General features: G+C 67.5%; 18 protein-coding genes. 9 read left to right on the forward strand and 9 right to left on the reverse strand.

What is annotated here, in order from left to right; all coding sequences use genetic code 11:
* Nucleotides 1-33 precede the first annotated feature (33 nt).
* A complete protein-coding gene (locus tag OG804_RS23940; protein WP_328390091.1) occupies nt 34-2,421 on the reverse strand; it encodes a penicillin-binding protein in 2,388 nt (795 codons plus the stop codon).
* A 350-nt stretch (nt 2,422-2,771) separates the two neighbouring features.
* On the opposite strand from OG804_RS23940, the gene OG804_RS23945 reads away from it, so the two are divergent.
* Nucleotides 2,772-3,095, forward strand: a complete 324-nt coding sequence (locus OG804_RS23945; protein WP_328390093.1) for a WhiB family transcriptional regulator — start codon at nt 2,772-2,774, stop codon at nt 3,093-3,095.
* A 106-nt stretch (nt 3,096-3,201) separates the two neighbouring features.
* Here OG804_RS23945 and OG804_RS23950 read toward each other — a convergent pair whose 3' ends face one another.
* Together OG804_RS23950 and OG804_RS23955 are read right to left on the reverse strand one after the other, a co-directional pair.
* Nucleotides 3,202-4,335, reverse strand: a complete 1,134-nt coding sequence (locus OG804_RS23950) for an ArsA family ATPase (RefSeq protein ID WP_328390095.1) — start codon at nt 4,333-4,335, stop codon at nt 3,202-3,204.
* Nucleotides 4,332-5,372, reverse strand: coding sequence for an ArsA-related P-loop ATPase (locus tag OG804_RS23955; protein WP_442941611.1), 1,041 nt, complete (start codon nt 5,370-5,372; stop codon nt 4,332-4,334). The genes OG804_RS23950 and OG804_RS23955 overlap by 4 nt, the downstream gene beginning before the upstream one ends.
* A gap of 152 nt (nt 5,373-5,524) precedes the next feature.
* Between OG804_RS23955 and OG804_RS23960 the strand changes: the two genes are divergently transcribed.
* The 3 genes from OG804_RS23960 to OG804_RS23970 all read left to right on the forward strand — a co-directional run bounded on the left by OG804_RS23960 (nt 5,525) and on the right by OG804_RS23970 (nt 7,063).
* Nucleotides 5,525-5,689, forward strand: a complete 165-nt coding sequence (locus tag OG804_RS23960) for a DUF4177 domain-containing protein (RefSeq protein WP_085995322.1) — start codon at nt 5,525-5,527, stop codon at nt 5,687-5,689.
* A gap of 5 nt (nt 5,690-5,694) precedes the next feature.
* Nucleotides 5,695-6,198 (forward strand): RidA family protein, encoded by a 504-nt coding sequence (locus tag OG804_RS23965; protein ID WP_328390098.1) that lies wholly within the window; start codon nt 5,695-5,697, stop codon nt 6,196-6,198.
* Between the two features lie 64 nt (nt 6,199-6,262).
* A complete protein-coding gene (locus OG804_RS23970) occupies nt 6,263-7,063 on the forward strand; it encodes an MBL fold metallo-hydrolase (protein WP_328390100.1) in 801 nt (266 codons plus the stop codon).
* Nucleotides 7,064-7,237: 174 nt separating this feature from the next.
* Here OG804_RS23970 and OG804_RS23975 read toward each other — a convergent pair whose 3' ends face one another.
* Complete coding sequence (locus tag OG804_RS23975) at nt 7,238-7,912, reverse strand: Crp/Fnr family transcriptional regulator (RefSeq protein ID WP_030524212.1); 675 nt, start codon at nt 7,910-7,912, stop codon at nt 7,238-7,240.
* 155 nt (nt 7,913-8,067) lie between these two features.
* On the reverse strand, nt 8,068-8,322 hold the full coding sequence (locus tag OG804_RS23980) for a hypothetical protein (protein WP_328390104.1): 255 nt from the start codon (nt 8,320-8,322) through the stop codon (nt 8,068-8,070).
* 217 nt (nt 8,323-8,539) lie between these two features.
* On the opposite strand from OG804_RS23980, the gene nth reads away from it, so the two are divergent.
* The 4 genes from nth (at nt 8,540) to OG804_RS24000 (ending at nt 11,998) form a co-directional block, all read left to right on the forward strand.
* On the forward strand, nt 8,540-9,247 hold the full coding sequence (nth, locus tag OG804_RS23985) for an endonuclease III (RefSeq protein ID WP_328390106.1): 708 nt from the start codon (nt 8,540-8,542) through the stop codon (nt 9,245-9,247).
* Nucleotides 9,244-9,903: a TlpA family protein disulfide reductase gene (locus OG804_RS23990; protein WP_328390108.1), complete on the forward strand. Its 660-nt coding sequence runs from the start codon at nt 9,244-9,246 to the stop codon at nt 9,901-9,903. The genes nth and OG804_RS23990 overlap by 4 nt, the downstream gene beginning before the upstream one ends.
* A gap of 200 nt (nt 9,904-10,103) precedes the next feature.
* Nucleotides 10,104-10,808 (forward strand): NUDIX hydrolase, encoded by a 705-nt coding sequence (locus OG804_RS23995; protein ID WP_442941613.1) that lies wholly within the window; start codon nt 10,104-10,106, stop codon nt 10,806-10,808.
* A complete protein-coding gene (locus OG804_RS24000) occupies nt 10,805-11,998 on the forward strand; it encodes a MarP family serine protease (RefSeq protein ID WP_328390110.1) in 1,194 nt (397 codons plus the stop codon). The genes OG804_RS23995 and OG804_RS24000 overlap by 4 nt, the downstream gene beginning before the upstream one ends.
* A 48-nt stretch (nt 11,999-12,046) precedes the next feature.
* Here OG804_RS24000 and OG804_RS24005 read toward each other — a convergent pair whose 3' ends face one another.
* The 4 genes from OG804_RS24005 to acs all read right to left on the reverse strand — a co-directional run bounded on the left by OG804_RS24005 (nt 12,047) and on the right by acs (nt 17,107).
* Entirely contained in the window at nt 12,047-13,015 is a 969-nt protein-coding gene (locus OG804_RS24005) for an alpha/beta fold hydrolase (protein WP_328390112.1), read from the reverse strand.
* Between the two features lie 48 nt (nt 13,016-13,063).
* On the reverse strand, nt 13,064-13,564 hold the full coding sequence (locus tag OG804_RS24010; protein ID WP_328390114.1) for a phage holin family protein: 501 nt from the start codon (nt 13,562-13,564) through the stop codon (nt 13,064-13,066).
* 37 nt (nt 13,565-13,601) lie between these two features.
* Nucleotides 13,602-14,816 (reverse strand): Na+/H+ antiporter NhaA, encoded by a 1,215-nt coding sequence (gene nhaA, locus OG804_RS24015; protein ID WP_328390116.1) that lies wholly within the window; start codon nt 14,814-14,816, stop codon nt 13,602-13,604.
* 335 nt (nt 14,817-15,151) lie between these two features.
* Nucleotides 15,152-17,107, reverse strand: a complete 1,956-nt coding sequence (gene acs, locus OG804_RS24020) for an acetate--CoA ligase (protein ID WP_328390118.1) — start codon at nt 17,105-17,107, stop codon at nt 15,152-15,154.
* 293 nt (nt 17,108-17,400) lie between these two features.
* Here acs and OG804_RS24025 point away from each other — a divergent pair, with 293 nt between their 5' ends.
* Nucleotides 17,401-18,996: a peptide ABC transporter substrate-binding protein gene (locus OG804_RS24025; RefSeq protein ID WP_442941905.1), complete on the forward strand. Its 1,596-nt coding sequence runs from the start codon at nt 17,401-17,403 to the stop codon at nt 18,994-18,996.
* Nucleotides 18,997-19,025: the final 29 nt, after the last annotated feature.

Here is a 19,025-nt window from a genome sequence, read left to right on the forward strand (position 1 = left end):
CGATCGTGGGATCGGGCCGCGCCGTCACCGGGGTCACCGTGGGATGGGCACCGGGATGGGGATCGGCGGCAGGAACGGTGGCAGCGGTATCCCCGGCGCGTTCGGGGTGGTGGCGGCCGGTCGGCCCGGTGGCGGTGGTTCGCGGACCGTGCCGTCGCTGAGGTAGATCGTCACCTGCGATCCGGGGATCGCCGAGCCGTTCGGGGTCGACCCGGTGACCGTGCCTTTGGGCGCCGAGCCGGGCGAGGTCACCGAGGTGACCTTGAACCCGGCGCCGGTGAGTGCCCCGGTCGCCTCACCCGCGGTCATTCCCACGACATCGGGCACCTGGGCGTTCTCGGCGCCGCGGACGTACTTCTCGTCGATCGGCGGCAGGGCCGGTGGCGGGAAGCTCGTGGCGGCGGCCTTGACGGCGCCGAACCAGGTTCTGGCCGGCTCGTTACCGCCGAACAGTCCGCTGGAGTCGTTGGCGGGGCAGTTGCGCAGCGGGAACGAGCAGATCTCGCCCGGTGTCGGACTGTCGCCGTAGACGTAGACCGACCCGGCGAGCGAGTTGGTGAACCCGAGGAACGCCGAGGACCGGTGGCTCTCGGTGGTACCGGTCTTGGCCGATACCGGCAGGTTCCAGCCGGCCGACGCGGCCGCGCCGGATGCGGTGCCGCCGCCGGCGGAGTCCTTGCTCATGGCGTTGGCCAGAGTATTGGCCAGACCCGGCTCGACGACCTGCTCGCACGCCTGTTCGGTGAGCGGAACCGGCTTGCCGTAGCGATCGATGACTTCCGCGATCGGCGACGGCGGGCACCAGGTGCCGCCGGAGGCGATGGTCGCGGCCACATTGGACAGTTCCAGCGGGTTCACCGCGACCGGACCGAGAGTGAACGATCCGAGATTCTGGCCCTTGATCATATCGGCCAGGCTCTGGTTGTCGTCGTGTCCGGAGGTGCCGGGCTCGGTGTAGGAGCGCAGCCCGAGCCGGACCGCCATATCCATCGTCGGCGTCACGCCGACAGCCTGGATGAGTTTCACGAAGGCGGTGTTCGGTGAGGTGGCCAGGGCCTCGGTCACCGACATGGGCGATCGGTAGTTGCCCGCGTTCTCCACGCAATAGGTGGCGGGCGGACAGCCGGGAGCGCCGCCGTTGCCCATGCCCCGGGCGTCGAACCGGGACGGCACGTCGAGCTGGGCGTTGATGCCCATGCCCTTCTCCATCGCGGCCGCGGTGGTGAAGAGTTTGAACACCGAGCCCGCGCCGTCACCGACCATCGTGTACGGCTGCCCGAGCAGGGTTTCGTGCGCGTCCCGGTTCAGGCCGTAGGTGCGGCTGCTCGCCATCGCCAGCAGCGGATGTTTGTCCTTGCCCGGGCCGATCAGCGACATGAGTTCGGCGATGTTCTCCAGGTGTGGGTCGGCGTTGGCGTTCACCGAGCGCTTCACCGAATCCTGGACGGCGGGGTCCAGAGTGGTGCGGATCAGGTAGCCGCCCTTTTCGATCTGTTCTTTGCTGAGTCCGGCATTGGCCAGGTACTGCAGGGCGTAATCGCAGAAGAACCCGCGGTCGGCCGCGGCGATGCAACCCCGGGGCAGGCCCTTCGGTTCCGGCAGCACGCCCAGCGGCTGGGACTTGGCGGTGTGGAACTCCTCGGCCCGGCTGGGGATGTTCTGCATCAGGGTGTCGAGCACGGTATTGCGTCGCGCGGTGACGCCTTCGGGGTTGGTGTAGGGGTTCAGTTTGGAACTGCTCTGCACCATCCCGGCCAGCATCGCCGACTGGGCGATGTTCAGATCCTTGGCGTCGACACCGAAGTACGTCTGGGCGGCGTCCTGGATGCCGTACGAGGAATTGCCGAACGGAACCAGGTTCAGATAGCGAGTGAGGACTTCGTCCTTGCTGAGTTCCTTGTCCAGGGTCAGCGCCATCCGGATCTCGCGGATCTTACGTGCGGGAGTGGTCTCGATGGCGGCGCGGCGCTCGGCGTCGGTTTTCGCGACGACGAGCAGTTGGAAGTTCTTCACATATTGCTGGTCGAGGGTCGAGGCGCCCTGCTGGACCTCGCCGCTGCTGGTGTTGGTGAGGAAGGCGCGAATGGTGCCCTGCCAGTCGACACCGTGATGGTCGGCGAAGCGCTTGTCCTCGATGGAGACGATGGCCAACTTCATATCGTTGGAGATCTGGTCGCTGGGCACTTCGAACCGGCGCTGCTCGTACAGCCAGGCGATCGGGTTACCGGCCGCGTCCACCATGGTGGAGACAGCGGGAACGGTTCCCTCGACCAGTTCGGCGGACACGTTGTCGACGGCGTCGGCGGCGCGGTTCGAGACGAATCCGAAACCTCCGGCGACCGGGAACAACAATCCGGCTACGAGCACGGAGGCGAGTACACAGCTGCCCGACAGCTTGAGGAGCGCACGTGTGATCGGCACAGCACCAGCGTAGAGGGTGGCCGTTCGGGGCTCGTGAAGTGTGGACACCGGGTGTTGTGTTCGCAGATCAGCGGATTGAGCGGCGGGTATCGACCAAGGCGCCTGACGTGCGTGTTCGGGCGCGTGGGCCGGGGAAGAGCCCGAGGTCGCAGGCACGGACGTACCAAAAAGTCATCACTCGGTCTTGCGCTGAGGGCATACCTTTACCTAGATTGAGAGCTCAGTGTGATAGAGCTAACACTCAATGTGGAATGTGGTGCACTTCGCAGCGGGGTTCGGGTTGCTGCGGAGTGTCACGCGATTCCGGAGCGCCGTGACCCGGTGTTCGGACTGGCAAAGGGGCACACCAAATGCACATGACAACCCCCGTCGCTCGATTGGACGTAGAAGAGGCCGAGGCAAGGATCGCCTGGGTCACCCAGGCCCGATGCAAGGAAGTAGATCCCGATCAACTGTTCGTCCGTGGCGCGGCACAGCGCAAGGCCGCGACGATCTGCCGGCACTGTCCGGTCCTGATGGAGTGCGGAGCGGACGCATTGGACAACCGGGTCGAGTTCGGGGTGTGGGGCGGCATGACCGAGCGACAGCGGCGGGCGCTGCTCAAGCAGCATCCGGAGGTGACCTCCTGGGCCGAGTTCTTCAGCGCTCAGCGCCATCACCAGGTGGCTATGTAAACGAATTCCTATTGGACTACCAACCGCCGGGCACTCGTCTCACGAGTGCCCGGCGGTTGTTCGGTGGGACCGGTTCGCCTTGCTCGGGTGGGCCGGTCGGAGTGGTTCAGCCGCCCGGTTGTGTACCGGCCAATTGGGCCCCGACGGCCCGCAGCGCCACCAGATCGGTCACCTCGAACGGCAGCGCGGTGACCGAGACGATCGGTACCCGCGGGTGCGCGCCCGTGAACCGGTGCAGCAGATGCTGTTCCCGCCGGGCCGTCGACACCCGCTGGGCGTGCACCCGCAGCACGCCGGCCGATAGCGGATCGGAATCACCGATCCGGTCGGCGGCGGTCAGCGCGTGATCGGGCGACAGCGAACACAAGACCGGATGTGTTCGATTGAGCACCAACCCGGCCAGCGGCATCTTCTCGGTGGACAGCCGGTCCACGAAGAAGGACGCCTCCCGCAGCGCATCCGGTTCCGGCGCGGCCACCACCAGGAAATGCGTCCCGGGTTTGGCCAGCATCGCGAAGGTTCGGTTGGCACGCTCCTGGAACCCGCCGAACAGCGACTCCAGCGACTGCAGGAAGTTCGAGGCGTCCTTGAGCATCTGGCCGCCGACAATGGTCGAGACGCCGCGCACGGCCAAGCTCATCGCACCCGTGACGAACCGCCCCACCCCGCGGCCGGGCGCCATGATGACCCGGATCATCCGGCCGTCCAGGAAATTGCCGAGGCGCTTGGGTGCGTCGAGGAAGTCCAGTGCGTTACGCGAGGGCGGGGTGTCCACGACGATCAGGTCCCATTCCCGATGCCCCGCGAGCTGACCGAGCTTCTCCATCGCCATGTATTCCTGCGTGCCGCCGAAAGACGAGGCCACCGCCTGGTAGAAGGGGTTGGCGAAGATCTGTTCGGCCTTGTCCGGCGTCGTGTGCTCCAGCACCATCTCGTCGAAGGTGCGTCGCATGTTCAGCATCATGGCATGCAGTTCGCCCTTGGCCTCGGGACCCAGCGCGACTCGTTGCGGACTGTTGTCCAGATCTGCGACGCCCAGCGACTGGGCCAGCCGGCGGGCCGGGTCGATGGTGAGGACCACGACTTTGCGACCCTCTTCGGCGGCGCGCAACGCGATCGCCGCGGCGGTGGTCGTCTTACCGACGCCGCCGGAACCGCAGCACACCACGACCCTGGCCGTCGGATCGTCGATGATGGTGGAGATATCGAGCGGTGCCGGGGCGGCCGGTCGGGTACTCATCGGACTCCCTGCTCGTTCAGATGGGCGGCCAGTTCGTAGATGCCGCCCAGGTCCATCCCGTTGGTGAGGGCGGGCAACTCCAGCCGCGCGATCTCCAGGTCCAGCAGTTCGGCCGCGCTGGCATCCTGTGCTCTCAGAGTGGCCGAATGCTCGATCGTCTCGGTGAGCAGACCGGCGAAATCGGCATCGGACAGCGTGATCCCGGCTGATTCCAGGTGGGTGCGCACGGCGTCGCGGTCCAGCCGGCCGGACGCCGCGAGGCTGCGGGTCTCGGCGGTGAGCGGGCTCTGCGCGGTGCGGTTGACGATCACGCTGCCGATCCGCAGATCGTTGTCCTGCAACTCGGCGATGGCGTCCAGGGTCTCCTGCACCGGCAGCGCCTCGAGCAGGGTGACCAGATGGATCACCGTCTGATCCGAATGCAGCAGTTTGGAGACGCCGTCGGCCTGTGCGGCGATCGGGCCGCCCTTGGCGAGCTCGGCCATCGCCTGGGTGACATCGAGAAAACTGGCGATCCGGCCGGTCGGCGGTGCGTCGACCACGACCTCGTCGTAGGCCGGCCGGCCGGTGGTCTTATCGGACCTGACCACGCACTCTTTGATCTTGCCGGTCAGGATGACATCGCGCAGACCCGGTGCGATCGTGGTGACGAAGTCGATTGCGCCCATCCGGCGCATCGCCCGGCCGGCGAAGCCGAGGTTGTAGAACATATCGAGATATTCGAGGAAGGCGTGTTCGATATCCAGCGCCAGCGCCACCACTTCGCCGCCACCGTCCGCGGTGGCGATCTTCGTTTCGGTGGGCGGCAGCGGTGGCAGATCGAAGAGCTGGGCGATCGATTGCCGGTTCTCCACCTCGACCAGCAGCACCCGCCGACCGCCGGCGGCCAGAGCCAGAGCCAGAGCCGCGGCCACAGTGGACTTACCGGTGCCGCCCTTGCCGGAGACATAGTGCAGGCGGGCGTCGGCCGCGCGGTCGGGCCACCCTGTCTTCAGGTCCGGTTCGGCCGATTCCGAGACCGTCGTTGGTTCTGCCACGGTCGCGAGCCTATAACTCGGACTGGACGGATGCCCGCATACTCCGGTTTGTGCGGATGTGGTGTACCAGACACCGGGACTCGGCGCCTCGGGCCCCGGACCGGTGGTTGCGCCGTGGGTGCTCGGCACGGCACCCAGTAGGCTCCGTGCGCATGAGCGATGTGACCCAGTGGGAATACGCGACCGTGCCGCTGCTGACCCATGCGACCAAACAGATCCTGGATCAGTGGGGTGCCGACGGCTGGGAACTCGTGACGGTGCTTCCCGGGCCGACCGGTGAGCAGCACGTCGCGTACCTCAAGCGGCCGAAGCAGTAAGCGCCATGGGGGAATCCGGCGCAGTGCGCCCGGCAACCGAATGGCAGGCGAACCTCGAGCGGCTGGGCTTGGCGGTACCCGCCGTGGTGGCGCCGGTCGCCGCCTATGTGCCCGCGGTGCGCAGCGGGAACCACGTCTACACCTCCGGACAGCTGCCGTTCGTGGCGGGTGAGCTTTCGGCGGTCGGCAAGGTCGGCGCCGAGGTCTCCTTCGAGGACGCGGTGACCGCCGCGCGGTGGTGCGCGGTGAACGCACTGGCCGCCGTGCACGATCTGGTCGGCCTGGACGAGGTGGTGCGAATCGTGAAGGTGGTCGGCTTCGTCGCCTCGGCACCGGGATTCACCGACCAGCCGCTGGTGATCAACGGCGCTTCCGAATTGCTCGCCGAGGTGTTCGGTCCGGCCGGAGCCCACGCGCGCTCGGCGGTCGGGGTATTCGAACTGCCGAAGAACACCCCGGTGGAGGTCGAGCTGATCGCCGAGGTTCGTGATCAGGTCGGACGGGTCTAGTTCGGCAGACCCGCCGCCGAGCCCATAGATTCGATTGGGCTGCTCTCGAATTGGAGGTGCTGTGGTGACCCTCACCCATCCGGCCTATGCGCAACTGCGGACGGTGACACCGTCGGCGGCGGTGCTGCTCGCGAACAATCCCGGACCGATGACCTTGGACGGGACGAACACCTGGATCCTGCGATCGCCCGGTCGCACGGACTGCGTGGTGATCGATCCGGGTCCGGACGACCCGGCGCACATCGCCGCGATCGCCGAGGCGACCGGTGGCGCGGTGGCGCTCACCCTCATCACGCACCGGCATCCCGACCACACCGGCGGTATCGACGAGTTGGTGCGCCTGACCGGAACGCCGGTGCGTGCCATGGACCCGGAGTTCCTGCGCGGTGACGTGTCGCCGTTGACCGACGGCGAGATCGTCGAAGCCGCCGGACTGCGCATCACGGTGGTGCACACACCCGGCCACACGGCGGATTCGGTGAGTTTCCTGCTCGCCGACGCGGTGTTGAGCGGGGACACGATCCTTGGACGGGGCACCACGGTGCTCGACCGCGACGGCACGCTGCGCGACTATCTCCGGTCCCTGGACCGGCTGCTGGAGGTCGGCGCCGGACGGGCTCTGTTGCCCGCGCACGGGCCGGATCATCCGGATCTGGAACCGGTGGCGCGGTACTACATCGCGCACCGTAACGAACGGCTCGCGCAGGTCCGCGCGGCACTCGACGAACTCGGTGCGGACGCGAAGGCCATGGATGTGGTCCGCAAGGTCTACGCGGACGTGGACGAGAGCCTGTGGCCTGCCGCGTGCAATTCGGTGGAATCACAGCTCACGTATCTGCGGTCGGAGCCGGACCCACAGAACTGAGTCGAGCTGAATACGGGCGCGGCGCCCGGGGCCTGCCCTCGAGTGCCGCGCCCGCTCCGATTTCGTGGTGTACCGGACAGTGTCCGCTTCCCGTACGCGATACCGCAACGAAGGCCTACATCCGCACGCGGCGGCCCCGGGACCCGATGCGGGCCCGGTCGTGCCGACGCGGTGTCAGCGAGCTCTACGGGCCAGACGCTCGGAATCGGAGATCAGCACGCTCTTGCCCTCGAGGCGCAGCCAGCCGCGGTGTGCGAAATCGGCGAGCGCCTTGTTGACCGTTTCCCGGGAAGCGCCGACCAGCTGGGCGATCTCCTCCTGGGTCAGGTCGTGGGTCACCCGCAGCGCACCCGCTTCCTGGGTGCCGAACCGCTGAGCGAGCTGCAGCAGCGCCTTCGCGACCCGGCCCGGGACGTCGGTGAAGATGAGGTCCGCCAGGTTGTTGTTGGTCCGGCGCAGCCGGCGGGCCAGCACGCGCAACAGCTGTTCGGCGATCTCGGGACGCTGGTCGATCCACGACTTGAGCGCGTCGCGGTCCATCGTGACGGCACGGACCTCGGTCACCGTGGTGGCGGTGGAGGTGCGCGGACCGGGATCGAAGATGGAGAGTTCGCCGAACATGTCCGACGGACCCATGATGGTCAGCAGGTTCTCCCGGCCGTCCGGCGAGCGCCGGCCCAGCTTCACCTTGCCGGACGTGATGATGTACAGCCGATCGCCCGGTTCACCCTCGTTGAAGATGACGTGGCCACGAGGGAAATCTACGGGCTGCAACTGTTTGGCGAGCGCAGCCACCGCGGTGGGCTCAACGCCTTGGAAGATGCCTGCTCTGGCGAGGGCCTCGTCCACGAATGTGCTCCTTAGGGAAATGGCTGTAGTCGTCGGGCGGACCGATGCGGTTCGGCCGACAGTGCAGTCTACGCGGCCTTATCGGCGCGCAGTGACAGACACCACGTAAGGAGGTCGACCGCGGTCGGACCGGAGCGGTGTGACGCCCGCACGAATCAGCTCGCGCGGGCGATGTCGACGGTCTCCTCGGCCTCCTCGCTGCGATGGCGCCGTCGGCGAATACGCGCGACCGCCGCCGGTAGGCCGAGCTTCGTCAGCTCGTTGACCTCGGCGTTGCTGGCCTTGTCCAGGTAGGCCTGGACTTCCTCGTCGGGCTCGATAAGTTTGCGAAGCCGGTTCTCCACCCGTTCCATGCCGAGTGCGAACAGCATCAACACCACTGGGAAGAGCACCACAGCGAGTCCTTGCATGCCGGGTAGTTAACACGGTCGAGGTCTCAGATGGAATACGGGAGTAGAACTGAGAAGGCAACGTTGTCGGACGGTTCCGTATGGTGGACGGGTGCGTACCTCCCCCTCAGAAGCCGTCGGAAGCGACCTTTCCGGCACTGCCGAGGCAGCTCCCGCGCGCCCGGCGAAGGGTGAGCCGCGCACCCGTAAATCTACTTCCCGACCGGCGGAAACACGTTTGGGACTGGTGCGCCGGGCCCGCCGGATGAACCGCGTTCTGGCGCGTGCGTTTCCGGACGCGCACTGTGAGTTGGATTTCGGTACTCCGCTGGAATTGGCGGTCGCCACGATCCTGTCGGCGCAATGCACCGATGTGCGAGTGAACATGACCACTCCGGCTCTGTTCGCCGCCTATCCGGATGCACGCGCGTACGCCGAGGCCAACCGTGCGGAGCTGGAGGAACTCATCCGGCCCACGGGTTTCTTCCGTAACAAGACGAGTTCGCTCACCGGCCTCGGGCAGGCGCTGCTCGAGCAATACGATGGTGAATTACCTCACACGATGACGGAATTGGTCCGTTTGCCGGGCATCGGCCGCAAAACCGCCAATGTCATTCTCGGCAACGCTTTCGGAATTCCCGGTATCACGGTCGATACCCATTTCGGCCGTTTGGTGCGTCGCTGGGGGTGGACCACCGAGGAAGATCCGGTAAAGGTCGAGCACGCCATCGGCGCGCTGATCGAACGCAAGGAGTGGACGATGCTGTCCCACCGGGTGATCTTCCACGGGCGCCGGGTCTGTCATGCCCGGAAACCGGCCTGTGGAGCCTGCCTGCTGGCCAAGGATTGCCCTGCCTTCGGTGCCGGACCGACCGATCCGGAAGCGGCCGCCGCATTGGTGAAAGGACCCGAAGCGGCGCATCTGCTCGAACTGGTGGGTCGGTGAGCCGAATACCGGTTTTCTGGAAATGGGCATTGACGGTGGTGATCGTGGCATTGGCGGCGGCTGTCGCGCTCTGGCCGCGCGGTGGTTCGGATTCCAGCGGCACCGGATCCACGCCCGCACCCGCACGACAGATCGATCCGGGGTCGCGGGCCGCGTCGGGAGCGGCGGACTGCCCCCCGGAATCGACGCAGCCGCCCCGGCCGGGTCCGCTGGCGGATCTGGTGCTCAGTTGTCTCGCCGACGGCTCTCCGGCGGCGCCCGGGCGGATGACGGGCCGGCCGATGGTGCTCAACCTCTGGGCGTACTGGTGTGAACCCTGCCGCGCCGAGCTGCCGCTGTTCCAGGAGTACGCGGACCGGGCGGGCCCCGCGGTGCGGGTCCTCACGGTGCACAGCGACCCGGACGAGGCGAAGGCGCTCGCGTTGCTCGCCGCGCTGAACGACGAATTACGCGCGGACGGGCGCCCGGAACTGCGTCTGCCGGCATTGGAGGACCCCGATGCCCGGGTCCGCGCGGCCGCGCGGGCGCCGACCGCCCTGCCGATCACCGTCCTGATCCGCGCGGACGGTTCGATCGCGGAGTACGTCGCGCGCCCGTTCCACGATGCCGACGAAATCGCCGCCAGTGTGTCCGGCGCTCTGGGAGTCACCGCATGATGCGATACCTCCGCCTTCGCTGCGGCCTCCGCGGACCGTATGCGACTGCTTCGCTGGAGGTTCTGTGATGCGATACCTCCGCCTTCGCTGCGGCCTCCGCGGACCGTATGTGATCGTTTCGGGGGAGGTTCTGTGATGCGATACCTCCGCCTTCGCTGCGGCCTCCGCGGACCGCAGGTAACCGCTTCAAAGGAGGCTCTGTGAGCGAGGAACAGGTGCCGTCGTGGTTGAGCGGGGCGGCTGGTCCCGGGCAACCCGATTTCTCCGACTCGCTGGGCCGGACGCGCGCGCTGCGCCGGACGATGGCGGGCCGGGTACGGGAGGCCGCGGTGCTGGTGCTGTTCGGAGGCGATCCCACGGGCGACCCGAACGCGCCCGGCGGCCTGCCCGCCGACGCGGAGGTCCTGTTGACCCAGCGGGCATCCACTATGCGGCAGCATCGCGGACAGGTGGCGTTCCCCGGCGGTGCCGTGGACCCCGGCGACGAGGGACCGGTCGACACAGCTCTGCGGGAGGCGCGTGAGGAGACCGGCCTGGACCGGACCGGGGTGCAGCCGATCGCGACCCTGCCGAAACTGTTCGTGCCGCCCTCCCGCTTCGATGTGACACCGGTGATCGCCTACTGGCGGACGCCCAGCGCCGTGCGGGTGGTGGACCGCGCCGAGACCGATCGAGTGGTGCGGGTGCCGATGGCCGAACTACTCGATCCGGCCAATCGTTTCCTGGTGCGCAGCGCGCTCGGCTACCGGAGTCCGGCGTTCCAGGTGGACGGAATGTTGGTCTGGGGGCTGACCGGCGGCATACTGGCCGAACTCGTGACTTCACTGGGCTGGGAAGCGGAATGGGACCGAACCGACGTGCGTGATCTGGAACAGGCGTTGGCCGCGGTGGGGATGGTGTGGTGAGTTCCTCGGCGTGGCTCGATATCGCGGTTGTCATCTTGGCGCTTCTGGCCGCCTCCTCCGGGTGGCGGCAGGGCGCGGTGGCCTCCGCCCTGGCTTTTCTCGGGGTGGTGCTCGGCGCTGTCGCCGGAATCCTGATCGCCCCGCACATCCTTGTGCACATCGACGAGGGCCGCAGCCGGGTTCTGGCCGGTGTGCTGCTCATCGTGGCGCTGGTGATCGTCGGCGAGGTCGCCGGGATGGTCCTGGGCCGGGCGGCGCGCAGCGGGATGACCCATCCGTTCGCTCGTGGCGCGGACAGCGCGGTCGGTGCGGTGCTGCAGACCGGGGCCGTTATGGTGACGGCGTGGCTGCTGGCGCTGCCGCTCGCGACGTCCTCGCAGCCGGCGATCGCGTCGGCCATCAACAGCTCCCGGGTGCTCGCCGATGTCAACCGGGTCGCGCCGGACTGGTTGCGCCAACTGCCGAACGAGTTCTCCAAACTGCTCAACACCTCGGGCCTGCCGGACGTTATCGGCCCGTTCGGGCGTGCGCCCATCGCCGCGGTGGAACCTCCGGACCCCAGTGTGCTGGCCAGCCCGGTCGCCGGTTCGCTACAGCAGAGCGTGCTGCGTATCCGGGGCGTCGCGCCGAGTTGCCAGCGCGCCCTGGAGGGATCCGGTTTCGTGATCGCGCCGGAGCGGGTCATGACGAACGCGCACGTGGTGGCCGGAACCACCAGTCTGACGGTGGATTCGGCGGCCGGGCCGCTGGACGCTTCGGTCGTCGAGTTCGATCCGTCGATGGATATCGCGGTGTTGTCGGTGCCCGGTCTGGTCGCCCCGGTGATCCCGCAGGCGCCGGAGCCGGCCGATTCGGGTGAGAGCGCGATCGTGCTCGGGTATCCCGGCGGCGGCCGGTACACGGCGAGCGCGGCCCGGGTGCGCGAGACGCTGGACCTGACCGGCCCCACCATCTATCGGGACGGAACGGTCGAGCGCGAGGTGTACACGGTGCGCGGTTCGGTGCGGGCCGGTAATTCGGGTGGACCGCTGGTCGATACCGAGGGCCATGTGCTGGGCGTGGTGTTCGGGGCCGCCGTCACCGACGACGACACCGGTTACGTGCTGACCCTGAACGAGGTCCAGGAACGCATCACCATCGCGGAATCGTCCACAACGCCGGTCGATACCGGCCCGTGCGTACTCAGCTGACGGTCGTGACCGGCCGGGCGACCGGTGGATCGGGTCCGGGCAGCCCGGTCAGGCGGGTCGGTCCGGCCTCGGTCGGCCCGCTCCGCTGAGCAGTTTCGCGATTTCGGCGGTGACGGCGTCCGGGTTCTCCTGATGCGCGAAATGCGCCGCGTCGCGGATGGTGACGATCCGCCGGTGCGGAGACAGCTGGGGTCCCCGGTGCACCGTGGCGGGCAGGATGTAGCGGTCGAACTCACCCCGCATGGACACCACCGGTATATCGACGGGTTTGCGCATCACGGCGATGAAGCGGCGGCCGTCCGCGCGCCACTGGCTGCGGAAAGCCCAGCGCTGGTATTCCAGTCCGCAATGGGCGGCCCCGGGGATCCGGATGGCCGAGCGCATACGATCCGCGCTGTCGGCGAACTCCGCTGTCGCCGACCAGGAATCCGAACTGCGGCCCGCCAGCAGGTCGGCCACGCCAGCACCGCTGTCCCGGGTGAGCCGGTGTTCGGGGTACCTGGGAAGCTGCGCGCGCAGGAAATCCGGCAACCAGGCCCGGCGCTGCGCATTGTCCCGCAGCACCGAACTCTTCAGCGCCGCCGGATGCGGGGAGGACACCACGGCGATCGCCCGCACCAGACGCGGATGCAGGACCGCAGTCGCCCAGCAGACCAGACCTCCGTCGGCATGCCCGACCAATGTCGCGCTGGTGTGGCCGAGGGCACGGATCAGCCCGGCGATATCCCCGGCCAGAGTCCAGCCGTCGTAGCCGCGCGGGGGTTTGTCGCTGTCACCGTAGCCGCGCAGGTCGACCGCGACCGCGTGATAGCCGAGTTCGGCGAGTGCCGTCAGCTGATGGCGCCACGACCACCAGAAGTCCGCGAACCCGTGCAGGAGCACGACCAGCGGCGCTTCCGCACGGTCGGGTCCGGCGCTCGCCACGTGCAGCCGTATCCCGTTGGCGTGCACATCGCGGTGCGTCCAGGAACCGGCGAAGCGGACACTGGACGGATCCGGTGGAAAGTTCGACGCCACGGCGTCCGAGCGTAGTGAATGCCGCTGCGCGTCGCGCGGTTGACCCGCTTACCGGGAGACGGTCTTGTCCAGCGCGACCGGCTCGTCGTGGCTGCCGAAGCCGGACGGCAGCACGGTGCGGGTCTGCTTGAGCGAGTCGATGGTCTTCTCCGGCGCGCGCAGTTTCTTCACCTTGCGGTACCCGAGGAAGGCCAACAGCGCCGTCACCAGGATCATCAGCGCGAACACGATCCAGAACGCGGCCCACCGGGTGAGCCAGATGTCCAGGGTTTCGGCGACGGCGAAGAAGAAGAAGAAACTGCTGAACAGCAGCACCGTCAGCGCGCCGATGAAGAAGACGCTGCCCTGCAGGCCCTTCTTGACCTCACCGGTGACCTCGGCCTTGGCCAGGGCCACCTCGGCGCGCACCAGAGTCGAGACCTGTTCGGAGGCGTCGCGGACCAGACTGCCGAAACTGGCCGATGCGTGCGGGTCGATCTCGGACAGCGGAATCGAGGTGACCGCGCCGCCCCGTGCACCGTCTCCGTTACCGCCCTGTGTGACACTCACGTCGTCGACCCTCTCCCTGTCCCGATTCTGGTCGGTCCTACTGTTCTGGTTCTAGCGCATCCGCGTCCCGCCGTGCGCGGTGGACACGCCCACGCCGCAACAGTAGCGCCGAACCGATCAACGATGCGGCCATGGACGTCACCAGGACCGCGGCCTTGGCGAGTTCGGCGGAATCGGGATAGTTCTCCAGTGCCAGTTCCGCCACGAGAAGGCTAACGGTGAACCCGATCGCGCCCAGCACCGACAGGGCGAACATATCGCGATAGCCCAGGTGCGCTGGACGTTCGGCGATTCCGGTGCGGATGGCTAACCAGCTGATCCCGAAGATGCCGACCGTCTTGCCGATCAGCAGACCGAGGATGATCGCCAGCGACAGACGGTCGGTGAACAGATCGCCGAGCACTTCGCTGTTGATCGGAACTCCGGCCGCGAAGAGAGCGAACAACGGTACGCACAGCCCCGCCGAGATGGGTTGGAAACGGTGTTCCCACCGGGCCGCGGGAGCCTCGTCTTCGCCGTCGTCCGGGCGGACTCTGGTGAGCAGACCGCAGGCCACACCGGCCAGTGTCGGATGTATATGAGCCTCGTGGAGCGCGTACCAGCACACGAGCGCCAGTGCGATATAGATCAGCGGGGAGGTCCATCGTCTGTGCTGCGCGAACCACCAGCCCGCGCAGCACAGCAGGGCGGCCGCCAGCCAGATGAAGGCCAGGCCGGTGGTGAACAGCACCGCGATCAGGACGATCGCCATCAGATCGTCGACCACGGCGAGACTGAGCAGGAAGACACGCGCGCTGGCCGGGATGCGGGAGCCGGTCATCGCCAGTACCGCGAGCGCGAAGGCGATATCGGTGGCGACCGGTATGGCCCAGCCCCGGTCCATGCCCTCGACTCCGAAACCGACCGTGTAGGCGATGATCGCCGGTGTCACCACTCCGCCCGCGGCCGCGATGATCGGTAGCGCGGCGCGTTTGGGGTCGGCCAGTTCGCCGATCACGAGTTCGCGCTTGAGTTCGAGGCCGGCGACGAAGAAGAAGACCGCGAGCAGTCCGTCCTTCACCCAATCGGCCAGGGTGAGATCCAGGTGTAGCGGCGGAATGGCCAGATGGGTTTCGGTGAGGGTGAGGTAGCTCTGTCCCCAGGGCGAGTTCACCCACAGCAATGCCGCGGCCGCGGCGATGAGCAGTAGTGCGCCGCCGACGGTTTCGGTTCGCAGATATCTGGCGAGTTCGGACCGGGGGCTGCTCGACACGGGAAACCTTTCGGGCGTACGGACATCTGCCGCGCGCACCCGTCCGGATTCAGCTCCCGCGGGCACACGACGTTCTCGCCGACCAGACTTCCCGGCACACCGTGGGCAACTTTATCGGCGCCGCCTCCGGCGGCCCGGATCGGGGCCCTCGTGACCCCGGTTCTCCACTCCTTCACCGAGTCGCTGCGCTCTGTCGCCACGGAGTAACTGCGCTCTGTCGCCACCGAGTCGCTGCGCTCTATCGCCCCGTCGCTCCAGAACCGGGCCCCGACCATGGAACAGACCGACCGGAAGGACAGAAGGTTCGCGTGGACGGGCGCCCGGATCGCTCTCGGTCAGTCGGAGCGGCCGGCCCGGATGGACTCGAAGACCTGCGGGTCCACCAGGGTCGAGGTATCACCGAGTTCCCGGCCCTCGGCCACATCGCGCAGCAGCCGGCGCATGATCTTGCCGCTGCGGGTCTTGGGCAGTTCGGGCACCACGTGGATCTCCCGCGGCCGGGCGATCGGACTGATCGCCCGGGCCACCTCGGCCTTCAGCTCGCCGACCATCGCGGCCCCGGTATCGGTCGCGTCCGCCGACAGGATCACGAAGGCCACGATGCCCTGGCCGGTGGTGTCGTCGCTGGCGCCGACCACCGCCGCCTCCGCCACCCCCGAATGCCCGACCAGCGCGGATTCCACCTCGGCGGTGGAGATGCGGTGGCCGGACACATTCATGACGTCGTCGACGCGGCCCAGTACCCAGAGGTCGCCGTTGACGTCGAGCTTCGCCCCGTCACCGGCGAAGTACCAGCCCTGCGCGGCGAATCGATCCCAGTAGGTGGCCCGGTACCGTTCCATATCGCCCCAGATGCCCCGCAGCATGGACGGCCACGGCTGGTCCAGCACGAGATAACCGTTCGCTTCGGTCTCGCCGCGGCGCACCGGATTGCCTTCCTCATCGACGACAGCGGCCGTGACACCCGGTACCGGGGTCATGGCGGCGCCCGGCTTCGTGGCGGTGATCCCGGGCAACGGGGAGATCATGATGGCACCGGCCTCGGTCTGCCACCAGGTGTCGACGATCGGGGCTGTACCGGAGCCGATCACGTCCCGATACCAACGCCAGGCCTCCGGGTTTATCGGTTCGCCGACCGACCCGAGCACCCGGATCGTGGACAGATCGTGCGCGTCGGGAATCTGGCGGCCCCACTTCATGAAGGTGCGAACCAGCGTGGGCGCGGTGTAGTAGATCGTGACGCCGTACTTCTCGATGATCTGCCAGTGCCGGTGCTCGTCGGGGAAATTCGGCGTGCCCTCGTACAGCACCTGAGTGGCGCCGTTGGCCAACGGGCCGTAGACGATATAGCTGTGCCCGGTCACCCAGCCGACGTCGGCGGTGCACCAGTACACATCGGTCTCGGGTTTGTGATCGAAGACCACCCGGTGCGTGTAACTGGTCTGGGTCAGATAGCCGCCGCTGGTGTGCAGGATGCCCTTCGGCTTACCCGTGGTCCCCGAGGTGTAGAGGATGAACAGGGGATGCTCGGCGTCGAAGGCCTCGGCTTCGTGCACCGGATCGGCCTGCGCGACCGTTTCGTGCCACCACACATCGCGGCCGTCGGTCCACGCGACCTCGGTTCCGACGCGGCGCACCACCAGGACGTGTTCCACGCTGGACGGCACATCGCCCTTCGCCAGCAGCGCCTCGTCCACGGCCTCCTTGAGGGGCGCGGGATTGCCGCGTCGCCACTGGCCGTCGACGGTGATGACCAGGCGCGCCTCGGCGTCGTCGATCCGCTGCCGCAGCGCGGTCGGCGAGAAACCGGCGAACACGAGCGAATGGGGCAGACCCAGGCGGGCGCAGGCGAGCATCGCCACGATGGTCTCGGGGATCATCGGCATATAGATCGCGACCCGGTCGCCCGCGGTCAACCCGAGTTCGGTCAGGTAATTCGCGGCCCGGCTCACCTCGGCGAGCAGTTCGGAATAGGTGATGGACCGGGAATCGCCCGGCTCACCCTCCCAGTGCAACGCGACCTTGTCGCCGCGCCCCTCCAGGACATGGCGGTCGACGCAGTTGTACGCCACATTGAGCCGGCCGCCGACGAACCATTTCGCCACCGGGGCATCGGTCCAGTCGAGCACCTGGGTCCACCGCTGATGCCAGTGCAGGCCGTCGGCCTGCTCGGCCCAGAACGCCTCGCGATCCTGCGCCGCGCGCTCGTAGATACCGGCATCGACATTCGCCGCGGCGGCGAACTCCGCGCTCGGTGGGTAGGCGTCCGGGTGATCGGCGGTTTCGGTCATCTGAGTCACTTCCTTCGCGTTACCTGCACCATAAAGGGCCACCTGTGACCCTAAACTCTCGCTCCGGCCCGTCGCGGTGGTCCCGGGACGAATGGTCGCCGGTACTCGGCGAACGGCAGCTGACGGCGGACGAACGGACGTCACGGCGGCCCCGCGGGACCGGGCGCCCACCGGGGCGAGAGTTCACGAACCCGGCAGGATCGCGCAATCGGCCTTATATTCTGCAGACAACTCTGCGGGGTGCCGAGCGGGCGAGTGACGAGCGGGGAGGTTGCGTGAGGGGATCGTCGTGGGTGCTGCGGGCCGTCGGGCCGGTGCTGGTCCTGATCGGCGCGACGCTGCTGCCCGCCTGCACGGTGACACCGGCGCTCGGTGATTCCATCGCGGTCAACGGCTCCGAACCACAGAATCCGCTGGTTCCCTCGAATACCAACGAGAACGGTGGCGGGCGCGTAGTCGACCGGTTGTTCGCCGGGTTGCGGCGGATCGCGGCGGACGGCAGCTTGCACGACGAGGTGGCCGAGTCCATCGAGACCACCGATCAGCAGTTCTACCGGATCAGGTTGAAACCCGGCTGGATCTTCAGCGACGGCTCACCGGTCACCGCGCATTCGTTCGTCGACGCGTGGAACTACGGCGCCCTGATCACCAACGCGCAGTTGCAGAGCTACACCTACGCGCCGATCGCCGGCTTCGCCGATGTGCAGGCGGATCCGCCTCGCGCGCAGACCATGTCGGGCCTGCGGGTGATCGACGACCTCACTTTCACGGTCGCGCTGAAAGAGCCCACGATCGATTTCCGGACCCGGTTGGCCTATGCCCCGTACTATCCGCTGCCCGCGGCGGCGTACGACGATATGGAGGAGTTCGGCAGGCACCCGATCGGCAACGGGCCCTACCGGTTCGCCGACGGGGACCCGTGGCAGCACGATGTGAAACTGGATCTGGTGCCCAACGAAACCTACGAGGGCGGGCGGCCCGCCCGGAACAAGGGCCTGACTTTCGTGTTCTACTCGGATTTCGATGCCGCGTACGCCGATCTGCTGGCCGGCAACCTCGATGTGCTGGATACGGTTCCCTCCAGCGCGTTGACCGTCGTGGACGCCGATCTGGGCGATCGGTCGGTATCCGCGCCGACCGCGCAGAACCAGTGGATCGGTACGCAACCGGGCCTCCCGCATTTCAGCGGGCAGGAGGGCCGGTTGCGGCGCACCGCGATCTCGATGGCGATCCAGCGGCAAGCCATCGGCGACAAGATCTTCCGCGGCACTCGGGTACCGGCCCGGGACTTCACCTCGAGTGTGCTGCCGGGGTACAACGGCGATCTGCCGGGCTCGGAGGTGCTGGACTACAACCCCGACGAGGCGCGTCGGATCTGGGCGAAGGCCGACGAGATCTCGTCGTGGAGCGGTCGTTTCGAGATCGCCTACAACGCCGACGGCGACCACCAGGCGTGGGTGGACGCGGTCGCCAACAGTATCAAGAACACCCTGGGCATCGAGGCCGTCGGCGCCGCATATCCGACCTTCAAGCAGCTGCGGGACCAGATCACCGCGCGCACCGTCGGCAAGGCGTTCCGGTCCGGCTGGCAGGGTGACTATCCGACCATGCTCCAGTTCCTGGAGCCGGGTTTCCTGAGCAACTCCGAAACCAACGATTTCGACTATCACAGCCCCGAATTCGACGCCCTGCTGGCGGCGGCCGAGGCGGCCCCCACCGAGCCCGAGTCCTGGGCACTAGTAGACCGGGCACAGACGGTGCTGTTGCGCGATCTGCCGACCATTCCGATCTTCGACTACGTGAATTCGGCCGGTTACTCCGAACGGGTCCGCGGCGTCACCTTCGGCTGGAACGGCTTGGCGGACTTCGAGAACATCGAGTTGATATGACCGCGGTCCGCGAATCCTCGCCCGAACCC

The sequence above is a fragment of the Nocardia sp. NBC_00416 genome (assembly GCF_036032445.1).
Classification (GTDB): domain Bacteria; phylum Actinomycetota; class Actinomycetes; order Mycobacteriales; family Mycobacteriaceae; genus Nocardia.